Below are 24431 nucleotides of genomic sequence, written 5' to 3'. Positions count from 1 at the left end.
AAAAGTTCAGAACTTGTTCCGATTTTTAAAAAATGATTTTCATTTTGTGCAAAGATTCTAAGCATGAAAAGTCGTCAAAGACGAGCATCGATGCCGCGATTATAAACTTAATAAATGTATAATATACTGTCTAAATAAACAATATCTTATACATTTAATCCCAAGAGCGACGTCGATGGTTCTTGTCAAAAAATTAAGAATCTTAATTCTCAAGAACAAGTTCGAACTGAATTTTAAAACTTAGGAGACATCGGCATGGCTGATACGACCGTACAACATTCCCTTGGCGATAACGCCGCACGCAAATTAGCGAACACTACCAAAACCGCACCCCAGTACGGAGCTATCACACCGCGATGGTTAGTGCGTTTTTTAGATTGGAAACCTCTCGAATCCGGAACTCTCAGAGTAAACCGAGTCAAAGACAATACGAGCGTGGATGTTCTCTGCGGGCAAAAGGACGAACAACCTCTACCGGAAACATTCGTAAACTACGAAGAACAACCGAGAGAATACACTCTTAGCGCGATCTCCACAGTACTCGACGTTCACACAAGGATTTCCGATTTATTCAGCACACCTCACGACCAGATCAAGGAACAACTTCGCTTAACAATTGAGAGCGTTAAGGAACGTCAGGAAAGCGAACTCATCAACAACGAAGAATACGGACTTTTGAAACACGCTTCAAAAAACCAAAGGATCTCCACGCGCAAGGGTCCTCCTACTCCGGACGATCTCGACGAACTCATCACAAAAGTCTGGAAAGAACCTTCTTTCTTTTTAGCACATCCTCTTGCGATCGCGGCCTTTGGAAGAGAATGTACACGCAGAGGAGTTCCTCCGGCTACGGTTTCTCTTTTCGGAGCTCAGTTCCTGACTTGGAGAGGACTTCCTATCATTCCTTGTGATAAACTTTTGGTAAACGGAGAAAGCAAACCGAAATCGACGGAAGGAAAAACAAACATCCTTCTTATCAGAGTCGGTGAAAAAAAACAAGGTGTGATCGGACTCTTTCAACCGGGACTACCTGGAGAACAAACTCCGGGACTATCGGTTCGATTTATGGGAATCAACCGTTCCGCGATCGGATCCTATTTGATTTCTCTCTATTGTTCCGCCGCCATCCTTACGGATGATGCGATCGCAGTTCTGGAGAATGTCGACGTAGGCAACTATCATGAGTACAAGTGATCCGTTCTCTACAAACCTAAGCGACTTTTCCGATTTTGGAAAGAAAGACTTACAAGGTCTAATCGACCCGAGCGTCATAGCGTCGTTAGCTGGAGAACTTTTCGGCCCCCTACCGACAAACGGAGGGGTCGACGAATTGATTCTTTCCAATTCGGTTTCTTCTTCCAAGCCTACGACTCAAAGCGCGGCTCCCATTGAAACCGGAAAGATTTTGCAGAGCGGATACGGCTTGGACGTCCACCAATCGGATTACAAAAGAATTCCGGAAGAATTTCTTCCGGGTGCAAGTCTGCCCTCCTTTCCGGGAAGTTTGACTTCTACAAACGTGGGAGTTCCGGCGCCGACGTTCTCCACTTCGTTTTCTTTTTTGGAGGACATTCGTTCCTTTGTTCCGCAGGCTCAAGGGATTCAGATCAACGATCCGTTTCGTTTTCAACCGAGCGTAACTCCAAATATCGATATTTCCTCTTTGAAAAAAGATTTTCCGATTCTCAAAGAAAAAATAAACGGAAGAGATCTCGTATGGCTCGACAACGCGGCTACGACTCACAAACCGCAGAGCGTCATCGATCGTATCTCCGCATTCTACGAACACGAGAATTCAAACATCCACAGAGGAGCACACACGTTAGCCGCAAGAGCGACTGACGCGTATGAAGCAGCAAGAGAAAAGACCGCAGGATTTTTGAACGCTTCGTCCACTAAGGAAATCGTATTCGTGAGAGGAGCGACCGAGGCGATCAACCTAGTGGCTCAGACTTGGGGTGCAAAGAACATCGGCAAAGACGACGAGATCATCATCACCTGGCTCGAACACCACGCAAACATCGTTCCTTGGCAGATGCTCTGCGCACAAAAGGGCGCGAGGCTCAAGGTAGTTCCCGTAGACGATCTTGGACAAGTGATTTTGACCGAGTATGAAAGACTCTTGAGCCCAAGAACAAAACTCGTATCGCTCACGCAGGTTTCCAACGCGTTAGGCACAGTTACACCGGCAGCGCAGATGGTGGCACAAGCCCATCATTTCGGAGCCAAGGTTCTTGTGGACGGCGCACAAGCCGTTTCTCACATGCCGATCGACGTTCAAGCTCTCGACTGCGACTTCTATGTATTTTCGGGACACAAGGTCTTTGCTCCCACTGGGATCGGGGTTCTATTCGGCAAATCGGAAGTTCTGGAGTCCATGCCTCCTTGGCAAGGAGGAGGAAACATGATCGAGGACGTAACGTTTGAAAAGACCGTCTATCAATCGGCTCCATTTCGTTTCGAAGCGGGCACCGGAAACATCGCGGACGCAGTAGGTCTTGGGGCGGCGATCGATTATCTCAATCAGATCGGAATGCAAAACGTCGCGGACTACGAACATTCTCTCTTGGAATACGGAACTTCTCAACTGCAAAGAGTTCCTGGTCTACGTCTGATCGGAACCGCAAAGGAAAAAGCGGGAGTTCTTTCTTTCGTCTTGGACGGATTTAAAACCGAAGACGTGGGACGTTTCTTAAATCAAGAAGGAATCGCAGTGAGATCGGGACATCACTGCGCTCAGCCGATCTTGCGTCGTTTCGGATTGGAAAGTACGGTAAGGCCTTCTTTAGCGCTTTATAATACCTGCGAAGATATCGACGCGCTCATAAACGCGCTCTTTGATTTGCGGGGAGGAAGAACGGCGGGACCGCTTTAAAAAAAGCTCATATAAGAATCGTTCCGATCGAGAGGTTGGAACGATTCTTACTTTACAAAATTCTAAATTGTAAAATCGATCACGTCGTCCAATTCTTTCGAAGTTCGGACCCTTACCTCGTTTTTTTGATTCACGATAGAATACGGAGCTACGCTCTGTGTCAACCAAGCGTTACCCCCTATGATACTGTTTCTTCCGATCACGGTATCACCTCCTAGAATCGTAGCTCCGGCGTAGATGATCACGTTTTGTTCGATCGTCGGATGTCTTTTGAGAAGAGCCATATCCTTACTTACGGATAACGCGCCTAAGGTGACACCCTGATAAATTTTTACGTTATCGTGGATGATAGAAGTTCCTCCGATTACGATTCCCGTTCCGTGATCCATAAAAAAAGACCTTCCGATCGAAGCTCCGGGATGAATATCGATCCCGGTCTTTTCGTGAGCGTATTCGCTTAACATTCTGGGAAAAATAGGAACGCCGATTTTATGAAGAACGTGCGCGACCCGATGGACCGCAATCGCATAGAAGCCCGAATAAGCGAGAATCACTTCCTTTACGCTTTCGGCCGCGGGATCTCCTTCGTAGGCGGCGGTCGCGTCGTGCCAGATCATTTCGTAAAGAGCCGGAAGTTCGTCCTTAAATTTTTCGAGAACTCCGTCAATCGTTAGATGTCCCAAGAAACTCGACTCCTGACTGGAAAGATAAGGATAGAGTTTACTTTTAGTCTGAAGAAAAAAAACGGAAAGGTTGTCCTCTACGTGAGCGATGTCTCGAAATACAAGATCCGAAAAATAACCGGCAAAGATGATATTAAAAAGTTCGCTGATAAAGTTTCGAGCGACCTTACGCCCGCCGTAACGATGCGGATCCTCGTTTTGTTTTTCATAGATCGATTCTACGAATTTCTTATAACGAGTCTCTTCCGGAGAAATTCCAAAATGAGAAGGACTGAATTGTTTTTCGGTCATTGGAATTAATACCCTTTTGATAAACTCTGGTTAACAGCGAATCATCCCGAGAGTCCTTTTGTGAAATCTCATTTTTTAGGAATGGAGAAGATATTCTACATTCTCAGAAGATATTTTACAGTTTTTGAATATTTTTCTTTTATAAAACGTATCTTCCGAAAATCGAAAATGTGATTCGAACAAAAGACTTATCTTTTTTTCTTCGCGAGTTTGGACTTCGGCTTTGTATCTAAAAAAAGAAGCCTTACGTCCTTGGATTTGAGTTCCCTCCCATCCTGGGATTTGATTTCGATCTTACGAATCGGTTTCTGATAGAGTTCGTCCACGAGCACTTGATTGGAACCTTTCGAGTCATAGAGATATTTTTCCCCCCATTGTCTGAGAGAAACAAGAATCGGGAACAGATCCTTTCCTCTCTGTGTAAGAACGTATTCTTGATACGCGCTTCCGTCCGACGCGGGAACAATTTCCAGAATCCCATGCGAAACTAATTTCTGAAGACGAGAAGTAAGAATATTCTTAGCGAGTCCCAGACTCTTTTCAAATTCTCCGAATCTTCTTTTACCCAAGAAGGCGTCTCTTAATATCAAAAGGGACCACCATTCTCCGATCATAGAAAGGGACCTTGCAATCGGGCAATCGTCTTCCTCCAAATTTTTGCGCTTCACAATCACGCCCCCTTCTCTTCGAATATAATATAGATCTGAGAGATTCTACTTACTTGGCAAGATAAATTGGAGCTCCCGCCGGCAAACCGCTCGAGCCTCCGTCGACAACGATCTCCGCTCCTTGCACATAAGAAGAATCATCCGATGCGAGAAACAAAACTACTTTTGCGATTTCATCCGCGTCTCCGATTCTCTGAAGAGGAATCGAAGCGCTGATCTTATTCAATCTTTCATTCGCAGCTTCCGTCGTTCCCCAGATCGAAGTTCGTGTCGCACCCGGAACCACTATATTAATACGAATTCCTCTCGGGCTCAATTCGGAAGCGAGAACTCTTGTCATGGAATGAACACCCGCCTTACTCGCCGCATACGCTGCAGTTCCGGGCGCTCCGATCGTACTAATAATCGAACCGTTGAGAATCAGCGAGGATCCTTTTTTAAGCAAGGGAAGCGCCGCTTGAATCGTCATAAAAACTCCGGTGACGTTGACTCGGAGAACTTCGTCAAAAATTTCCTCCGTTGTGTTTGCGGCTGGGGTTGGTTTCATAATCCCTGCGTTTGCGAAAACGACGTCTAACGTTCCGAATTCTTCTTGAATTCCTTTAAAAAGCAATTCTCGTTCCGCTTTGTTTAAAACGTCGGCTCTATAAGCTCTGGCCTTATTTCCCAAAATTTTCACCGCGGAATCCAACGTATTTTGATCCCGTCCGGTGATGATCACGTTCGCTCCTTCCGCCACAAATAACTTCGCCGTGGCTAAACCGATCCCGCCGTTTCCACCCGTAATCAAAACGATCTTATCCTTAAATCTCATATACAAATCCTCACAAATTTTAGTTTAATTATGCAACTACATGAGTTGGACTCATTTTGGTTTAATTATGCAACCACTTTTTATTCTTTTTTCCGGCTAAAGAAGGCAAAAAAAAGGGCAAGGAAGACCACTTTCACTAAAAATGAAAGTAGTCATTGCACTCGCCCAATCAGATCGGATTCAAATGGAATTGAGAATTTTATTCTTTGGTGATTTCGCTAACGCTGACTCCTACCTTTTCAGCAAGTTTGGTTCCGTATTCGGGATCACAACGGTAGAAATGTTTTACGTTAGCGACCACCAGACCTTTTGGAAGACCTTTCATCGTAGAAGCGATCGTAGAAGTCAATCGATCCCTCTCATCCGATTTTAACATTCGGTACAAATCTCCCGCCTGCGTATAATCGTCGTTATCTGCATGAGCGTCGTATCGATCCGCGTCTCCTGAAATTCTCAGAGGCGGTTCCGCAAAGGAAGAATCTTGAGAAGGCCCTTCGAATCCATTCGGTTCGTAGTTATCAAAGTTCCCGTCGGATTGAAACTTTACGCTTCCGTCTCTGTGATAAACGTTCACCGGATTCTTTGGACGATTGACCGGAAGTTGTTGATACTGAACTCCCAGACGATATCTCTGAGCATCTGGATAAGCGAAGAGTCTCCCTTGGAGCATCTTATCCGGAGAAGCTCCGATTCCCGGAGGCATATTTGCCGGAGAGAAAGCAGCCTGTTCCACTTCTTCAAAATAGTTTTTAGGATTTGCATTCAATTCCAACACTCCGACTTCGATCAAAGGATAGTCCTTATGAGACCAGACTTTGGTAAGATCGAAAGGATTGAATTTGGTTTTTTCGGCTTCTTCTTCCGGCATGATCTGAACGCAGAATCTCCACTTCGGAAATTCTTTTCTTTCGATCGCCTCAAAAAGATCTCTGGTAGCATAATCCGGATCGGTTCCGGCTAACGCGGCCCCTTTTTCTCCGCTGAGATTTTTGATTCCCTGCAAAGATTTAAAGTGAAACTTTACCCAGAAACGTTCTCCCTTTGTATTCCAAAGACCAAACGTATGACTTCCGTAGCCGTTCATAAAACGATAACCGTCCGGGATTCCACGATCTCCAAAAAGGATCGTCATCTGGTGTAAGGCTTCGGGCGCTTTCGCCCAATAATCCCACATACGAAACGGATTCTTATAGCCAGTTACCGGATCTCTTTTTTGAGAATGTATAAAGTCCGGAAACTTCAAAGGATCCCTTTCAAAGAAAACGGGAGTGTTGTTTCCCACAAGATCCCAGATTCCTTCTTCCGTATAAAACTTGATCGCAAATCCTCTCGGATCCCTTTCCGTATCAGCTGAACCTTTTTCACCGGCGACGGTTGAAAATCTTAGGAAAAGAGGAGTTTGTTTTCCAACCTTGGAAAATACGGACGCTCTCGAATACTTGGAAAGATCTTGAGTGATCGTAAGAGTTCCATACGCGCCCGCCCCTTTTGCGTGAACGACTCTTTCCGGAATTCTTTCACGATTGAAATGAGCCAACTTCTCGATAAGGTGTGTGTCTTGAATCAGGACGGGTCCTCTCGGACCTGCCGTGAGAGAGTGTTGGTTTTGCGGAACCGGATGTCCTCCGGACGTTGTGAGAGTTTTTTTATTCATTGTCTGCCTCCTTTGAGCGAGTTTTGAGTAAAGTATCGAATCCAAGAATTGATAAACGAAATGAAACGACCCGATCGATTGGGTTTCCTTTCAGAGAGGAGTTCGCCGACTCGTTTTCGGCCGAACATTTCAGCGAATTGTAATGCGTTTTGACCTTTGGAATTTTTGTAATTTTTATCGGCCCCGGCTTTTAGTAGAATTTCCACGACGTTATCAAATCCTTTGAAGGCGGCTCCCATAAGAATCGAACTTCCAGAATCATCCGTGGAGTTGACGTCCGCTCCTTTCGAAATGAGAAAACGAACCGTCTCCTCTTGACCGTTGTAAGCGGCTAACATGAGTAAGGTGTAACCCTTTTGATTCTTCCGTTCAAGGTCGCCGAACGTTTGAAGAAGAGGAGAAAGTCCTGGAAGATCTCCTCTTCTGGAAAGGTCAAAACAAAGATCTTCCGAAACCATACTCTTTCGAAATTCTTCCCAAGACATTGTTTGCGTTTGAAGAGAATCCAAAAAATTCTCCGAAATAGAATTTGTTTCCATTGAGCGCCTCCCTTCGATTGAATAAAATCTGCTTCCAAAAGCCAAATTCTCTAAAAATTTTAATATTTGAGATATAATCTATATTTAGACTTAGTATAATATTGTTAAAAATTAGCACAAGTCTTTTTTTAGAATTAGTCTAAATTGATGACAAAAAAAAGGAAATCCGAGAGGTTGATCTTATGAAGGATTCTTACGAGAGAAGCAAAAAAATTCTGGAGGACGCGGGGATCAACGTGACCGTTCAGAGGTTGCAGATGGCGAATCTTCTGCTTTCCGAACCTCAACATCTGACCGCGGATCAAGTGTTTCAATTGATAAACGAACACTTTCCGAACGCTTCTCGCGCAACCATATTCAATAATCTTAAACTCTTTGCCGAGAAAGGGATCGTAAATCTTCTCGAACTAAAGTCCGGAATCACTCTCTACGATTCGAACGTGAGAAATCACCATCACGCGCTGGATGAGGAAACCGGGGAAATTTTTGATATCGAGCTGGATTCCAAACTTCAGGAAAAGATTCTTTCGGAACTCAAAAAAGACTTCGAAGAGAAAACCGGGAGTTCTTTAGAAAATTGTAATCTTTTAATTACTCTCAAAGGCAAAAGAAAATAGGCCGATCCTTTCAAAATTCCTTTTGTAGGAAGCAATCGAAGTTTCGACGATAACGATTCTTTTTGCAATGCTCATCGTAACCGGAACAAGCCCCCTTTTCCCGATCCGGGAAAATTCTTATAAGCCAGTTTAAAATTCCCAAAATCGGGTAAATCCGCCAAATATCGCGGGAAAATCCGAGTGAACTGGATTCTTTTCTTATTTATGTCTTCAAAAATCTAATGAGAATTTCTAAATCCACCGATCCTTAGAAAGTAGAGGAGAAAGAAAATGCTTAGAGGAATGTATACAGGCGCGAACGGGATGATCATCCAGCAGACTAGAATGGATGTAATTTCAAATAACCTTGCTAACGTCGATAAGACGGCTTTTAAAAGAGATACTACCGTCTTTAAAACATTTCCTGAACTTTTACTCCATCGTTTCGACGAAGACGGGGTCGGCAAGGTTCCTATGGGTTCCTTCGATACGGCGCCGGTTGTCGGCAAACTTGGATTAGGTGGAGAAGTAAACGAGGTCTATACTCGTTTTGAACAAGGAGCCGTTAAGAAGACGGAAAATCCTTTCGACATCATGCTCCAGGATAAACCTGGAAACGAACATCCTGCATTCTTTAGCGTAATGACCAATCGAGGAGAAAGACTTTCTCGAAGCGGAGCCTTTGTCATGGACACAAACGGCTACCTAGTAACACCGCAAGGTTTTCCCTTGATGGGAGAAAACGGACCGATCCGAGTCGCAAGAGGAAACTTTTTGATCAAAGAAAACGGAGAGGTCTGGATCAACGGTGAGATCGGAAACGATCCAATCAACGGGACTTCTTTAGAAAAAAATCGTTTCGAAACCCCCGTCCTTCTCGATAAACTTAAAATTAGAACGGTTGAAAATCCTCGTCATCTAGACAAAGAAGGCGATTCCTTTTATGCGGATACCCCGGAGTCCGGAGAACCAGTTCCTTTCGAACTCAAAGACGAACCTTCGATTCTTCAAGGTTATCTTGAAGCGTCTAACGTAAGCGTAGTTACCGAAATGGTGGAAATGATCGAAGTCAACCGCTCTTATGAAGCCAATCAAAAAACGGTTCAAACTCAAGACAGCTTACTTGGTAAGTTGATCAATGAAGTTCTGAGATAAAGATCCCTTCCTTCCGATCCCAACTGCTGGACCTAACGGCCCTCGGGGATCGGAACCAAAGGATACTCTACCCACCCCTCTTCCCTCATCAACTTCCCCAGCAAGCATCTCTCCATTCTCACAAATCACATCCAACCCAAACACATGAGCGTTCTTGAGAAAGGAAAACTCATTCAAGTAACGAGTAGAGTTTTCAGGACGAATGTAACAGTAAGAAGAAAAAGCAGATTTGAGTAACCGATGATTTCCCTCTGCCACTTGTGAATGAACTCCATTTTTACTCCATCTGTTTCTCGCCCAACGGTAGCGAGAATCTTTAGAATGAGCTGAGTGATTTACACTTCTGTGATTTTTGTAAATGCCCCAAAGCCAAGGATAACCTTCATCAGTCATTAAGGGAGTTCGTAAAGGAAGATGATCCTTGATGATCGGACCTAAAGTGTTTGCTTTTTGATTTGGGACTGAGTGAAAGAAGACTGGACCATTCTTAATCCCAATCGTATGAACTAAGGTTCCAACCTGCTTTCCGCCAAGTTTGTCGGAGAGGTAAATTGAAGATGTAGAACCCGAGTGGCGATAGCGTTTACGTCCCTTGTTAGCCCTCTGACTTGCTGAATACAAAACTACTGTATCAGCGCAGACGTATGGACGATTTTCCATGATTTCAGTAATATCAGTATCTTCATTAGGTGGTAAGTAGAAGTCTTTGAACTCTCGATCAAGGGCGTCAAAGGTAAGTTGTTTGTATTTAGGAAGTTGTTGAGACGCGAAGACTTGAAATCTTCTCTTCAGCATTGCCGCGCCTTTGTATGAAATTCTTAGTCTCTTACTGATCTCATTTGATGTGACCACCTTAGGATGCTGAATCATACTCTCGTAGAAAACGTAACTAAACATCCACAATGGAAGTTTCATGTGATGAAGGGGGGTGTAACTCAGACGTGACGTTAGATACCTACATCCTTCACAGCGGATCAATTCAGGCTGAGTTGAGATCTCTTTCGTTAGTAAAGTGTCGGGGCAATTCGGACAATATTTCGGGTAGAAGTCATTCAGGATCTTCTTAGTTAGGTTCGTAAAGAAGTCGATGTTGATTCCTGGGTTCTTACGTTTCTCTTTCAGTTGTGCTGACGTTAGTGGTTGAGGGCGTGATGGCTGAATGGGGGTGGAAATTTTTGCGGTACTAAAATTCAGATCCTGAGCGATCCTCATTTTAGCATTCTTACTTGGTGGCTTGGGTTCGGAAACTAAGGTAAGTTTGTGATCACGGTTGTCTTTCCACTGATGAGATAAGTGAAAATCAGACCAAGTTCTTCCGTTCCTGTCGGATTGTTTGGGAGGATCAAAATTTGGGATTTGCAGAGCTAAATTCATAACTTTCTTAAACTCGAAGCAGAACTCGGAACCAGATTTAAAAACAAGGAGTTTTTAATAAAAATAATTTACATTTAAAGAATATTCTTGGATCATAATATTCAATTATTCTACTATTTTCAAATATCCGGGCCAAATATTAACTTCTACATTAACTCTGCTTGAACAATTTGAACCTAACTCGAAAAACAGAGTAAAGAGATTATTATGCTTTTAAAAATTGACGCCAATTTGATTCATACATTAAGAAATGATCATCAGTAAAAAATTTCTAATTTACATCCAAAATTATTTCATTATTAAATCTAGCTATACCCCCGAAAACAGGCGCCAAGAAACCATAATATGGCACTGGATTAAAAAGGCCTAAAATAACAACACCCCATGTGTAAGCCGTCCATTTTTTATTTAAACTTTTCGTCGCCTTATGTGCTAATTTAAACAAAATCTTTCCTTTGCCTAAATCCAATGGAGGACAGTAATATATCCGTTCACCATCTTCAGGTTGGTCGTATCTTTCAGAAATACAACTTTTAGTAAAATCATTTGAATCAAAATTTTGTATTTGAGTCCGTCCTTTTTTAAAATAGAATGTAGTCTTAGCTGCATAGTTATAAATCAAAGGCTTCATTGTCCAATATGAGAGAGTAATGTTTCCGGAATAGGTGCCTGATGTAAGTTCTATCTCTATAATTGGATCTTTCATTTTTAGATCCAGGTCAATGTCTGGCTGATGACTTTCATGTTCCGAACTTTGATTTGCCATCTCTCTTTTCAAATTAATATTTGCATAAACAGATTGATCGTTAAAGTCCGAAAGAGAAAAGATTATTTGATTTTTACTTTCATTAGAGAATTCTAACTCTGATTGCTTAGTTGGTCCAGAAGCGGAAGGACTACATTGGAAAATTAAAAGTAACATTATAGGAATAAATGGTAATTTCATATTAGCCAATGTTTTTTCTCCAAATATTTTCAATAGTTAAATTTTCAAATCACAGCATTGGACCTGAATCTCCGCGACATCTCATAGTTGCATTTATCAAAGTACCGACATCTATCATGATGAGGAACGCGCCAAGGAGTTCATATCCTAAAATCCCAGCATAGGCTCCGATAATAGTCATTCCGTTACCGATTTTATCTCTTGCATCCTTTCCAACTTCTCGGGCTTTAACACATGCATCACGCGGTCCTAACATCTTTTCAAACGTTGAACATAATGGATTATAAGTTGTATTTGAGCACCCTAATGATTTCGCAAATATTGCGGAAACTTTAGATGAATTAATATTTTCTTTTATCCAATTCTTAGCTTTTCCAGAACCAACCAATTGACCAAGTTTCTTATTTTCAAAATGACGGAAGAATGAATTTGAGCCAAACATCCCCCCGCTCAACCCTTTAGAAATCCCACTAGTGCTAAGTTTTTTATCTATGTTTTTCGAGCCAAAATCTTTGCCTAACATATGACCAATTATTCGATTAAACATATGAATCCAGGCATTGTTTCCAGTCGGATCATTATATTGCAATGGATTCCCATCCACAAACATAAATAGATTACTACCAACCAAAGACTCCGTGTCCACTACTGAATCCGATTGCAAGAATCGACCCACAGTCGGATCATAATATCTCGATTTATAGAACAGTAAGCCTGTTTCTTTATCTTCTTCTTGCCCTGCATATTTGTAACGGAAAGCATCTGGACCATAAGAATCAGTTCTTAAAATTTCACCATAAGGTTTGTAAGAGACAAAGCTTGTTCCAGTCGCCGAGCCACCTGAAATAGGTTTTCCTGCTCCATTTGTTGCCATTGTTATAGAACCCAAATGGTTCGGGTGAAAGAAAATCATTCCGGGAACCGGGCTTCCACCTGGGTTAGAACCTCCACCTACGCCGGGATTGGAGACAGATGGAGTGTCAACTGGAATCGTCGAAGGTAAAGCTATCCAAGGAGGATCTCCATTCTTATTGCCAGTTCCGGGAAGAAGTCCACAAGAAAAGAAATTAAAACTCATAAAGACGCTTAGTATTAAGACAGGCGTCACTCCCGCTTGTGTCGGTTTTAGATTTTTAAACGTAGGTGTTCCGTAGAGAACCATTCCAACAAAGCTAATCACACAAATTCCGAATAAGGCCATTACGCCGAGACGGAATCTATTTCCAATTTTGCCATCTCGAATATCGAAAATCCAGCTCAAGGCGGTCGGCATATTTTTTTCGTTTAAAAATCGATTTTTATAATACTGAAAACAATCAATAGCGATACCTTTGCAAATAGATTCTTTTGGGCTCATAACAGCAGAAGCTATCTCAGTTTCTTTCGAAGAGAAATGTGCGTCTGTCAAAAGATTTACATTCTGGAGACCAATCTGAGAAACAATTTCATCTTCCAAGCCTTTGATATAAACTGTATGAATTGGTGTAAAACCGGGACGGAAACTAATTTCATACAAACCATCAATACTAACGACACTTGATGCATCGGATTGTTTACTTTTTCGAATTCTTGAACCCTTGTAATCATAGTCAAAGGTCATCACTTCCCCATCTTTTGTTAGAATCCTTTGAAGTTTTCCCATAGGGTTATATTCCAAAGTATCTCCGTCTCGATTGGTCATCAAACCGGAACTATCATAGGAATAGAGTTGAGTTCCCTGTGGAGAGGTTATCCGAGTAACTGCATGCACGTTGCTCCCATTATAAGAGTAAATATTCCCACCTTTCTTAATTAAATTCCCAGCATCAGAGTATTGATAGTCCTCGCTTCCATATTTCCCAGCTGAGTTGGTAACTCGATTGAATTGATCATATTGGAAAATCTGAGTTCTACTTGGATTTCTTAAATCCTCGATTTTGGTAATATTTTGCGCCAAATCGTATTCATACTTTAAACTTTCATAAACATCCGTATCGAATGCACTAATGATTTCAGTTGGTCTTCTAAAGATAGGATCGAAGTAAATACTAGTTTGAACTCCATTTCCGACACCCCGTAAAACTTTATACTTCCCATTTTCTACCAAGGGGCCAGTGTAATTTACTACCGAATGACCAGCGCTACTCCCATCAGCTGTATCCATCGTAACTGAAGTTAAGTAACCTCCAACCGTATATTGGTTATGAATCACAGTTCCGTCGGGATATGTAATAGCAGTAGGTCGATTTCCAAAATCGTAATCTTTTAAGAAAATCAAAGAAAGGTCCTCTTGGTTTAAGGTTTTCTTAATCTTATTCTGATTTCCTCTTGCATCATATTGAAATTCCACTTTACCGATCATGTCAATGACAGAAGTCAGCCTACCTTTTCCGTTTATAGAGGCTGGCTCATCATATGTAAGCTGGACATTCTGCGTCGCTCCACTGGAGTGAGTCCCGGTTATTCTGATCAGTCTATCGATATTATCATATTGATAGACTGTACTATATCCATTTGCATTGGTCTGTTGTAACACCTTACCTGTAGGAGAATTGACAAACGTTGTCGTACCAGTATCGGGCGTAGTCTGACTAAACTTATTTCCCATAAGATCATATGAAAAAATTATATTCTTACCTTCCGGATCTGTTATTTTATTTGCGATTCCTTGGGAATTATAGGAATATCCGATTGATTTGCCATTCTTTGTCTTCAAGACAAGCTGTCCCAACTGGTTCTTGGTCTCCAAAAGAGTTTCAACCAGAGTTCCGCTAACGCTCGTAAGCGTCGTTACATTGAATGCCGAATAGCTAATATCACTTATTTTACCAGAAGTATCAGAAACTTTGATTACTTTATTTTCAATATCATAGGTGTAATTTGTCGTTATAAAAGGAACCGTGCCTGGGTAAGGCTCATTTTTACTGATTATTGTTCCATTTGAGTTGTATGCAGTATCCTGAGTAAAGACGATCGCATCTGCTACGAGTCTTTCAGTCTTTACAGTTCTACCAAATGCATCATTAGTTTCCTGAGTATACGTATCTCCGGTTTTCGGATCATAAATTGTCTTTTTAACTTTCTCTCCGGACGGACTCCCTGTTTGAATATAATCGACGACTTCGGACCAATTGGTTTCTCCAGGATATTTTGTTCCAATCTCTCGACCATAGAAATCATAAAGTTTTTGAGAAGTATTCCCATTTTCATCCGTTAAAGTAAGTTCCTTTCCAAAGACGTAATCATAAGTTTTATTTGTCTGATGACCAAGCGAATTCACAACTTTCGTAACATAGCTATTCGTTACTAAATCATATTCCAGCGTTGAAAGATTTCCATTCGGATCTCGTATTGAAGTTGGATTTCCAAAAGAATCATAAGCGAGAAATGATTGAATAGAATACTGAGTTGTTCCTGCTTTAACCAGAGTCTTCTTATCCGATAGCAAATGATTCGAATAAGAAAATTCTAATTGAGAACTTAAAACCCCACCCTGAGACTTGCTCTGTTGAATTACTTCCGATAAGACCCAATCCGATAACGATGAGTTATAAATCGCATCCTCACGCAGAGTTAAAGAAGGATCAGAATCAATTTGAGTTACTTTTGAGAGGATATTGTTATATAGATCATAAGTATAATTCGTTTGAGAACTCGAAAGGAGAATACCGTTTTGATACTGCGTTGAAACATCCTGAGTTTTTCGTACATTTACCGTTCCAAAGGAGCTAGTCAAAGAAGTAAAAGTTGAAACGGTAGATGACATCAAACGATTGTTCAAATATTCATCTTTCCCGGTCTCAATGCCAACAAAATTTGGATTAGTGCCTTGATAGAAGCAGACATTTTTCTTACCCGATAAAGTTTCCGCAGAAGTCACTTTCGCGAATCCCATCATGCTTCGATTGTCCTGATCCTTTACATAAATCCGTGAATCTTCATATACATACAATTCAGATTCTCCTAATCCATTTGCAACTTGTGTATATACATTTGTAGCAACCGAATATGGACTTAAATTTGGTTTTAGAAACGCTCCTACTGAATTAATATTTACCGCATTTGTAACACTTGGGTTTGAGACATCAAAAGTATTTGCGTAGCTAATTTGGATTCCCTTTTCTTGTGTTCCCAGAACATCCGTAAGCAGACCGTGAGAAATTTTATTGGAATATACTGGTTCGATAAAATCGATATTCATCGCGTTACTGTGGGCAAAAGTATTTCTTTCAAACGTAGGAAGATTATTCCATAGCGTCGGAACAACCAAATCTCGGATTGTGGCACGAAACCCAATAAAATCTATCCGACCATCTTGATTTGTATCGACTGCCATTGAGAAGGAAGGAGAAGAAAAGCTGGAGTCTCCTCCATTTGAATAAAACAAACTATTATTTTTACTCCGAGAATAAGAAATATAGATTTTTCCATTCGAGAATCGAATGAAATCTGCTTTCCCATCTCCATCGGCATCTGCGAAAGTTTTTGTATTCACAAAATTGCTGTACATTGCATCCCTGTCCGCTGCAAGCAAAGCAGGATTTGGAGGAACCGGCACCGTTTCGCTGTAATCAAAAACTACATCCGTATTACTATCATCTGTGCCATTCTTAACGTGAAATCCGGTCCCATTAAAAAAGAACGTATAAAACGAAATAGAATCTATATTTCCATCCCAGTTTATATCAAATTGAGCAACCTGAGATCCGTCATTGGAGACCTGAAAAGATGAGTCAAAGGAACCTGTATTTGGATTGAAGAGATCAATTTGAAAGCCATTATTGATCAGAGAAATTCTATCTAACACCCCATCCCAATTTATATCACGCATTGAATAACGTTTACCGTTCGCGCCGCTACTGGATGCTTCAATATACGGTGTTGCATAACTCACAGGAAAACTCAAAGGGGATTGAAGAGTATGTCCGTCAGATAAATACACATAAAGAGTATCGATAGAATATGTAATTAGATCTAAATAACCATCTCCATTTGAATCTGCAAGGAAACGATCTCCTTCATTGCCAGGTATTCCAATGTGCACGGAGCTATTTGCCCGGACTGAAAAAACTCCACTACTGAAACTGAGGTATGAGATATTTAGATTTTTACTTCCATCCGGATTATCCGACAGCCTTACGAAATCTGCGATTCCATTTCCATCCATATCTACAAATTGACGAAATGAAGAACCGATTCCTGGAATACTCAAAGTAATTGGATTTGTGCTTAAAGATCCGCCAACCGCTAAATAAATTAAGAAATTATTAGATGCGTCGGTCTGTATTAGATCGCTTTTCCCATCTGCATTCAAATCTACTAAGCCTTGAAAAGCATTTGGATTTGTTGGCAAATTTACTACAATGTCGGAAAGAGCGAATTCCCCATCGGAAAGTGAAAGTCTCAATGACGCTTTCGTATTGTCATTTTCTAATACAACAAAGTCAGTTGCAAGATCGCCATCTATATCTCCTTGCAAAACTTTAGATTTCTCATTCAAATTGAATTTTTTAGTAGCAACAGGTGTTACTAAACCTGGATTAGAACTATCATATCTAACCAGCCGATTTTCTTTTATTATTCCAGAAATCCATACAGGCTCAGGAGGTTTACCGGGATCAAACGTTGCAAGGAAGGTTTGAGAACCTACAATACCGTTCGTACACATATCGCCGATCGAATTTACATATCCTGCACAAGCTAAACCTGCAAATCCGCCAGAAACAGCCATACAAGTTGGATTCGCGGAACAGGCACAAACTAAAGCTGCAAAATCACAATCCGGCTTTAAAGAAGTATTTTCAAAACGATAGCTCATATCAATGGCAGATGGCGATGATTTTGAAGTAGAAGTTGAACTAGAGTTTAGTAAATTATTATAATTGAATGTTAAAGGCGCGTAGTTTTTGCGATCTAATCCAACGAGTCTATCTTTTTTATCAAAAGAATTGGAATTATAATTTAAGGTGTATTTTTCTGCTTCGGCGATACTTCCATCGTCTTGCCTTTGATTTACTGTAATTGTTTTAAGACGTTTCGTAAGTTTAGCTTGAATATTTAAAAAATTAGATTCGACGGCATCACTTCGATCTTCATCTTCAAATAAAATAACTGTATTTCCTTGATTGTATGAAATTCTTTCTGGAATCGGCGTTCCATTCACAGAACTATAAGGCTGGTATTTAATAATGTATCCATTTCCCTGCAAATCTTGAACACGATTCAATGACCAAATTCTGGATTTTCCACTTAGATTTCGAATTGTCGCATTAGAGTTTGGATTTTCTGTAGAAGTATCTTCACCAAAAAAGTAGGTAACTCCATTTCGATCTTGAGCCGTCCAAGTATCGGCGAATTTCTTAAACTGAAAAAAGGATTCTAATTTAGAATGAAATATGCCTGGAGAGGTTTGGACCAAATCGCCAGCAAAGCTAATATAAGAATCGCTTCCGTCGTTGTGAATCCCTTTTGATGGATTTAATGAGATCGTCATGATCCCGGATAGATCCCATCCTCCTCCAACCAATCCTTCATTCTGCAACGAATTATACTCAAGTGAAATAGACGGGGTTAGGTTCTTTGTACCTTTAGGAAAAGGAATCGAAATGGAAAGGTTCGCATTACCGAACGAATCAACTTCAACCTCAGGAAGTGGCTGAGGAATTTCGGTTTCGGGTGACGGACCCGAAGAGGAAAACATTAGTAATAATGGAAAAGATGCGATACTTGAAAAGGCAATTAAAAGGAGGAGAGAACATCTAACGATGAATTTACGGTTAATAGTTTGGAGATTGAATTTCATATTCTTGGTTCGTTCCCATAAGAGTTCCAGATGGATAACAGAAAGCCTCTTCGCGATAAGGTAAGTCAATGAATTTTTTGCAACATTTTAGTGTCGTTTATTCCTTAAAAAATATTTTTTTGTCTTTAAAAACCCTTATTCAATGTCTGCAACTCAAATTCTCTTGACTATAAAATCTCAGGTGCATTTTTGTTTTTAGTGATCAGTTTTCTGCGAATTGACCCCTTTCTTTGTAAATTGAAACCGAAATTATTATTCTGAGCCATACCTATTTTTTTCGAAAATCCTATCATGCTTAAATTCTGGAATCTTGCTAAATATTTCCCTTTTGTATTCTTATCGGTGCTGATTTTCAGCTCATTTGCTGTCTTCCCAGCCGAAATCGTGATGAAAGATGGCTCTGCCTTCATCGGGAAGATTCAGGAGGAATCAGACATTCGAATAAAGTTCCAATGGAAAGAAAAGACCTACGAAATCCCAAGGAAAGATATCGCCTTCATTGATTTATCGAAAAACGGTGCGGACACTTCCTATCACTACACATCTTTTCAACTTAAAGATGGAAGTATGATCAAAGGAATCGTAGCAGAAGATTCTGAAAAAGAGATCATGATTAAAACCGATCTTGGTTTCATTCATTTAGATAAAAATAAGATTAGTTCTTCGGATGCGCCTGAAATTGCTAATCCGAATCTGAATCCAAAATATCTAAATGCCGGAGAAAAGAATTGGAATCATAAATTTGGATTTTCACTTTCAGGTCTCGCCAATGGTGCTCCACTCGGAGCGTCTAACCCTTCTACATTTGGAACTGGTATTTATTTAGAACCTGCATTCTTTGAAATCTTTAGATTTCGCCCCGGACTCAGATTAGAATATCAAGAATCAAACTCTGGTTCATCACATTACTCATTCTTAAATCAATTTTTCTATTTCAATCGATCGTTTCGAATCGGAGAAAGCCTACTTTGGGATTTTTATACCAACGTAGGAATTGGCTCTTCTACCGTTCAGTATTCTGGAAACAGCCAAAGATTTTCTGGAACCAATCCTGCGACTTATTTAGAGTTTGGTTGGCAAGGATTACAATATAGATCCATTGTTTTTCGAACTGGTATTCGTTCGACGTGTATTTTCGAATCCAATGGTCAAGTATGTAATGTAGGCGTTGAGTTGGGTGCTTTGTTGATATTATGATTTGCTTTATCTTTTATTTAAATAGGGGAGAAAAGAAAAGATGAATTTCAGACCAACGATATTCAAGAATGTGCTTTTAATTCTTATTTTAACAGGAACCTTTCTTACCTGTAAGCATGATAAGAAAGAAATGGATGACCTAACATTATTCTCCCTAGTTCAACTGTTTTCTGGTATAACAACTCCCGGACCAAAAGCGGAATGGACTCGACTACTTGGACAAAACTCAGGACTTCTAAAAGCAAATTCAATTTCATCGGATCAAAATAACAATGTCTATGTAACGGGGCAAGCTTCAGGAAATTTAGATGGCCAGCCTCTTACTGGAATTTACGATCTTTTTGTAACAAAATATAATTCATCCGGCTCCAAGCAATGGACGCGCTTAATGGGTGTTGCAGGTGATCAAACAAATGCTTCTGCAATTGCATCTGATTCTTCTGGAAGTGTTTACTCCGTTGGAACCACAAATGGAGCTTTAGACGGAGAGGTTTTCGACGGTTCCCCTGATTTCGCTGATAGAGACTTATTTATAGTAAAATTTGACTCTAATGGGAACAAACTTTGGACAAGATTGCTTGGCATAGCAGCTGGTGGAAAAGCGGGTGCTACAAGTGCTGTAACTGACTCCACTGGTAATATTTTTGTTACCGGAACTTCTACGAGTGGACTTGATGGCCAAACCTTTGGAGGTGGAGGAAATGGTTATTTTATAGTAAAGTATAATTCTACTGGAACAAAACAATGGACTAAATTATATGCAGGTCCATCTCCTTCGGCAATTGCATATGATAGCACTAATGGAAGGATTTATTTAACCTTCTCTACACCTGGAACGCCGTTGAATGGAGTTTCAGCAACAGATTTTTTGCTCATTCAATTTGATAATAACGGAAACAAACTTTGGACTAAGCAGACTGGAGTTCCTGGAAAAGACACAGTATCCAATGCATTAACTTTAGACAATTTCGGAAACATTTATATTACCGGATCTACAAATGGGAATATCGATGATCAAGTAGAATCAGCACAAAATGCAACGGATCTTCTTATAGTTAAATTTGATATAAATGGAAATCGCATTTGGACTCGACAATTAGGATTTACAATCATTGGTTTTGATCTTTCTGGCAAAACTGCAGAAGGGAAAGGAATAGTTTTCGATAAGAATCAAAACATTTATGTTACGGGTTATACGACTGGAAATTTAGATAAACAAACTCACTCTGACGCAAGGAACGCCAAGCACAATATATTCACTACGAAATTCGACTTAAATGGCAATAAAATTTGGACTTCTATTACAGGCCTTAAAGGTTTTAATTGCGAAGCTTCTTCAATTACGGGTGATCAATTAGGGCATTCATACCTAACGGGCTTTACTGAAAGTTCATTGAATGGTGAAACTTTTTTAGGAAAACCTGGTTTTGATTATAATCTATTTATAATAAAATATTAATATACTGTATTTACCATCTAACATTTGGAACCATTGAATGAAATATATTTTCTCCATTTTCATCTTCCTAACTTTTATTAACTGCGGTCAATCGCCGTTGATCGACGGCTCAAATCTTGATACACACAAACTCGACGGCTTCCCTCTCGTGATTCCAGGAGCAACAAGTGCAACTTTTATCTTTAAATGTAAAGCTGAGTCTACTGCCGCAGTTGCATATGGGAAATCCAGCATCGAAGGAGTGATACCGAGCATTACGAATTCGAAAGATCATATCGTAGTAATCAATAACCTTGAAACACAAACAAACTACTTTTACTCGGCCTTTTGTGGAGATTTACAATCACCCCCAAATCCATTACTTCTTACTTTCCAAACACTCGTAAGTGATCAACCACAGAAAACGAGAGGAATTTGGATCGTAGGAGGACTTGGAGCTGGAATTTCTCCTATCGCACAGGTAGATTTGTATGACCCTGTAACGAACCAATGGCTACCAGCAATTACGAGTATCCCAACTCCAAGAGCCTACTCCAATATTGTTTCTCATCAGAATAAGATCTACGTTATGGGTGGCTTGGTAAAATCAGGAGTAACTTTCACGGCGGTTAATACAGTAAGCGAATACGATCCATTCAATAACGTATGGAAGACTCTTTCCCCAATGCCTGACACTCATCAAGGAGGAATCGCTTTCTCATCTGGAAACGATATTTATATTATATCGGGAACAACTTCAGCAGATATGACGACAGGAACGCTCGCAAACACGGTTTACAAGTTTACACCCTCTTTAGGAGCAAATGGAACTTGGCTAAAGTATGTTTCCAACAGTGCAATTTTTCAAAGAGTAGATATGCCGGGCTGTGCGATCCACGATACCTTATTTTATTCGGGTGGAAGACGGAGTTCCGACGGTCTTCCTTTTAACACATCCGATGCATATATTCCAAGTGGGAATACAACGACTTCTCTTACCGAAGCCACTATCAGCCAGGCAAAGTATGGGGCCGCGATGGCTTGTTATCGTCCGAATCCTAAAGATACCTACCCTGCTGATCCAGCCGCGATCTTAATCGCCGGAGGATCAACGACAGCCGACGTGTTTCAGCCCCCTACTTCGGTTACGTCTTCTAATACGTTTGATTACAGTTTAGCGACGACTTCCAATTATACTGCCGGTGGAATTTTACCAACTGCTCTTTATTATCCAGCAATGGAAGTTTCCTACGAACTCAGGAGAGCGTTTCTTTTTGGTGGAGCCAATCTCACAAACGTTCCGCAGGACAAAGTTTACTCAATGGATTTAGGAAATCCTACAACGACTCCGTGGAGAACAGAGACAATTACCTTACCTGTAGCTCGATACGGTCACAAAGCGGTAATTTTGAGTAGATGAAGATGAAAAACATTTTATGCTTAATCTTACTTTCACTTGTATTTTCTGTCTCTATCTATCCACAAAGCATAGATGAGAATTCTTCTTATCAACAAATCAAAGACTTAATTGATTCGAATCGCGCGACCGAGGCACAATCCTTGCTTGATGAATGGATTAAGATCAATCCAAACGATGTCACACTTCAACTTTATCAAACAGAAGTTTGGATTAAAATCGCTGATCAAAAATACAAGGAGCGTAAATTCAAAACAGCGTTCTCTATTTATGAAAAGGCTTTCTCCAATTGGCCGAATAACCCTTCACTGAGAGCCAGATATATGGAATTAAAAGACAAGAAACTCGTAGATCATGTTCCGTCCTCATCAATTTTTAAAACTCGATATTCGGGTATTGGATCTACAGCGAGTGAAGTTGGAACTCATTCATTCCCCTTTCAAGAAATGAATGAGTCTTTAAAAGGCATTAAAGAAGAGATCAGACTTTTACGGGAAAAATCGAATGAGTTTTACCTTACTTTAGCATTAATTTCTATTTCCATTTTACTTCAGTGCTTTGTTTTATTGAAACCGAAAAGAAAACATTAGTGATGAAACTGCTACGGAAAATCAATTAAACCAACTATCGAGGGATTTATGACAAATATATCATCCGAACAAGTTTTTACTCCTAGGGCCTCAAAAGTTAATTCGAAAATGTATATTTTTCGAGACGAAATAGAGAAGGCTTTTGAGAGTGCTTTTAAATCTTCAAAGCATATCATAGTACATGGTGAAAGCGGAAGCGGAAAGTCGTGGCTGTATAAAAATTATTTTCGCAATAATAATATTTTTTATGAACCCGCAAATCTAGCTAACGCGGCTCGTTTCGATAGTATTTCGAAAGAATTAGAAAACAATCTAAACCGTTTAGAAAAAGCTAAAGAAATAGAATATACGGAAACAAAAGAGGCGGAAATGGGTTTGGGTGTTTTAAGCTGGTTAAGTGCAAAATTAAAGCTTAACCATATTAAGAAATACTCCCTAACCACTAAAGAACCGTATGAGGCAATTTTACAGTATATAAATCAGAAATCAAACAAGAGTAAAGGAGTTCTAGTTCTTGACAATTTTGAAGCAATATTAGGTTCCCCAAAATTAATGCAGGAACTATCCAATATTATTATACTACTCGATGATGAACGATATTCGCAATACAAAGTTAAGATTTTATTGGTTGGAACACCTTCAAATATAAGGGAGTATTTTAAAGATCTATCCTCAAAAGAAACAATTACCAATCGCTTGGTTGAAATTCCTGAATTACCTAGATTTTCAGATACCGAATCAAAAACATTAGTAAAAAGGGGTTTTATAGAACTTCTAAAATATCAATCCGACTTTTTTGACCCTACTTCTCAGCACATTCATTTTGTTACAGACGGAATTCCTGATAAACTTCATGACTATTGCTTAATTTTAGCAAATAACACTCCTGAGCTAAGTATTTCACAATCGGCTTTGGACAAAACTGATTCCGACTGGTTAAGACAACATTTGTCAGATGCCTATCAAACTATTGTTTCTTTAATGAATGCACGAACTACTGAAATGGGACGCCGAAATCAAGTATTATATGCGTTGGGAAAAATCAAATCCTCTGAATTCAATTATCAATCAGTGGAAACTATAGTGCGCGAAGAATTCCCTCTAAATACATCTCGCACTCAATTGGCAATAGGTCAAATTCTTTCGGAATTGTCTTCAATTGAGGGAGGAATTTTAAAGAGATCTCAAAAAAAGGATGCTTATCTTTTTAGAGATCCTGTATACAAAATGGCGATACGATCAATACTTAAGAAGCAGAGCGATGAAACAGTTGAAAGAATTTTTATAGAAGACATCAGTAGATAGGATTTAGCATATTTTAAAATTCAAGAATATAGACTCTGTGATATTTTAATATTTACAAATATTTCATTTGAGATTTAAATACTTCCCTCCGTAAAATACAGCTTTGCA

At 40.1% G+C, this 24431-nt stretch carries 17 protein-coding genes; 9 read left to right on the top strand and 8 right to left on the bottom strand.

Annotated elements, in window-relative coordinates; all coding sequences use genetic code 11:
• Positions 1–255: 255 nt before the first annotated feature.
• Both A0128_RS08205 and A0128_RS08200 read left to right on the top strand, forming a co-directional pair.
• Complete coding sequence (locus tag A0128_RS08205) at positions 256–1194, top strand: family 2A encapsulin nanocompartment shell protein (protein WP_069607060.1); 939 nt, start codon at positions 256–258, stop codon at positions 1192–1194.
• Complete coding sequence (locus tag A0128_RS08200; protein WP_069607059.1) at positions 1181–2875, top strand: family 2A encapsulin nanocompartment cargo protein cysteine desulfurase; 1695 nt, start codon at positions 1181–1183, stop codon at positions 2873–2875. Before A0128_RS08205 ends, A0128_RS08200 begins: the two co-directional genes overlap by 14 nt.
• A gap of 62 nt (positions 2876–2937) precedes the next feature.
• On the opposite strand, the gene epsC is transcribed toward A0128_RS08200, so the two are convergent.
• The 5 genes from epsC to A0128_RS08175 form a co-directional block, all read right to left on the bottom strand.
• Positions 2938–3849 carry a serine O-acetyltransferase EpsC gene (gene epsC, locus A0128_RS08195; RefSeq protein WP_069607058.1) on the bottom strand — a complete coding sequence of 304 codons (912 nt, stop codon included), beginning with the start codon at positions 3847–3849 and terminating at the stop codon, positions 2938–2940.
• A 188-nt stretch (positions 3850–4037) separates the two neighbouring features.
• Positions 4038–4517 carry a winged helix-turn-helix transcriptional regulator gene (locus A0128_RS08190; RefSeq protein ID WP_218918954.1) on the bottom strand — a complete coding sequence of 160 codons (480 nt, stop codon included), beginning with the start codon at positions 4515–4517 and terminating at the stop codon, positions 4038–4040.
• A gap of 49 nt (positions 4518–4566) precedes the next feature.
• Positions 4567–5331, bottom strand: coding sequence for an SDR family NAD(P)-dependent oxidoreductase (locus A0128_RS08185; protein ID WP_069607056.1), 765 nt, complete (start codon positions 5329–5331; stop codon positions 4567–4569).
• Positions 5332–5530: 199 nt separating this feature from the next.
• Positions 5531–6985: a catalase gene (locus tag A0128_RS08180; RefSeq protein ID WP_069607055.1), complete on the bottom strand. Its 1455-nt coding sequence runs from the start codon at positions 6983–6985 to the stop codon at positions 5531–5533.
• Complete coding sequence (locus tag A0128_RS08175; RefSeq protein ID WP_069607054.1) at positions 6982–7524, bottom strand: ankyrin repeat domain-containing protein; 543 nt, start codon at positions 7522–7524, stop codon at positions 6982–6984. Before A0128_RS08175 ends, A0128_RS08180 begins: the two co-directional genes overlap by 4 nt.
• Before the next feature lie 182 nt (positions 7525–7706).
• Here A0128_RS08175 and perRA point away from each other — a divergent pair, with 182 nt between their 5' ends.
• Positions 7707–8141, top strand: a complete 435-nt coding sequence (gene perRA / locus A0128_RS08170; RefSeq protein WP_069607053.1) for a peroxide-responsive transcriptional repressor PerRA — start codon at positions 7707–7709, stop codon at positions 8139–8141.
• 270 nt (positions 8142–8411) lie between these two features.
• A complete protein-coding gene (locus A0128_RS08165; protein WP_069607052.1) occupies positions 8412–9275 on the top strand; it encodes a flagellar hook-basal body protein in 864 nt (287 codons plus the stop codon).
• Here the strand turns inward: A0128_RS08165 and A0128_RS08160 are convergent.
• The 3 genes from A0128_RS08160 to A0128_RS08150 form a co-directional block, all read right to left on the bottom strand.
• The gene (locus A0128_RS08160; RefSeq protein ID WP_069607051.1) at positions 9240–10649 is read right to left on the bottom strand and encodes a transposase; all 1410 of its coding nucleotides are present in this window, start codon (positions 10647–10649) and stop codon (positions 9240–9242) included. The genes A0128_RS08165 and A0128_RS08160 overlap by 36 nt on opposite strands.
• 271 nt (positions 10650–10920) lie before the next feature.
• Positions 10921–11628 carry a hypothetical protein gene (locus A0128_RS08155; protein ID WP_069607050.1) on the bottom strand — a complete coding sequence of 236 codons (708 nt, stop codon included), beginning with the start codon at positions 11626–11628 and terminating at the stop codon, positions 10921–10923.
• A 16-nt stretch (positions 11629–11644) separates the two neighbouring features.
• Complete coding sequence (locus tag A0128_RS08150; RefSeq protein WP_083244205.1) at positions 11645–18376, bottom strand: RHS repeat-associated core domain-containing protein; 6732 nt, start codon at positions 18374–18376, stop codon at positions 11645–11647.
• A 291-nt stretch (positions 18377–18667) separates the two neighbouring features.
• On the opposite strand from A0128_RS08150, the gene A0128_RS08145 reads away from it, so the two are divergent.
• From A0128_RS08145 to A0128_RS08125, 5 genes are read left to right on the top strand one after another with little or no spacing between them, the layout of a single operon-like run.
• Positions 18668–19573 (top strand): LA_3334 family protein, encoded by a 906-nt coding sequence (locus A0128_RS08145; protein ID WP_069607049.1) that lies wholly within the window; start codon positions 18668–18670, stop codon positions 19571–19573.
• A gap of 40 nt (positions 19574–19613) precedes the next feature.
• A complete protein-coding gene (locus A0128_RS08140; protein WP_069607048.1) occupies positions 19614–21032 on the top strand; it encodes an SBBP repeat-containing protein in 1419 nt (472 codons plus the stop codon).
• A gap of 37 nt (positions 21033–21069) precedes the next feature.
• Positions 21070–22431: a Kelch repeat-containing protein gene (locus A0128_RS08135; protein ID WP_069607047.1), complete on the top strand. Its 1362-nt coding sequence runs from the start codon at positions 21070–21072 to the stop codon at positions 22429–22431.
• The gene (locus tag A0128_RS08130; RefSeq protein ID WP_427854334.1) at positions 22428–23018 is read left to right on the top strand and encodes a tetratricopeptide repeat protein; all 591 of its coding nucleotides are present in this window, start codon (positions 22428–22430) and stop codon (positions 23016–23018) included. Before A0128_RS08135 ends, A0128_RS08130 begins: the two co-directional genes overlap by 4 nt.
• Before the next feature lie 48 nt (positions 23019–23066).
• Entirely contained in the window at positions 23067–24323 is a 1257-nt protein-coding gene (locus A0128_RS08125) for an ATP-binding protein (protein WP_069607046.1), read from the top strand.
• Positions 24324–24431: the final 108 nt, after the last annotated feature.

The sequence above is a fragment of the Leptospira tipperaryensis genome (genome assembly GCF_001729245.1).
GTDB classification, from domain to species: Bacteria; Spirochaetota; Leptospiria; order Leptospirales; family Leptospiraceae; genus Leptospira; species Leptospira tipperaryensis.
Note: the sequence above shows the minus strand (reverse complement) of the source record. Positions and strands in the feature narration are given on the sequence as shown.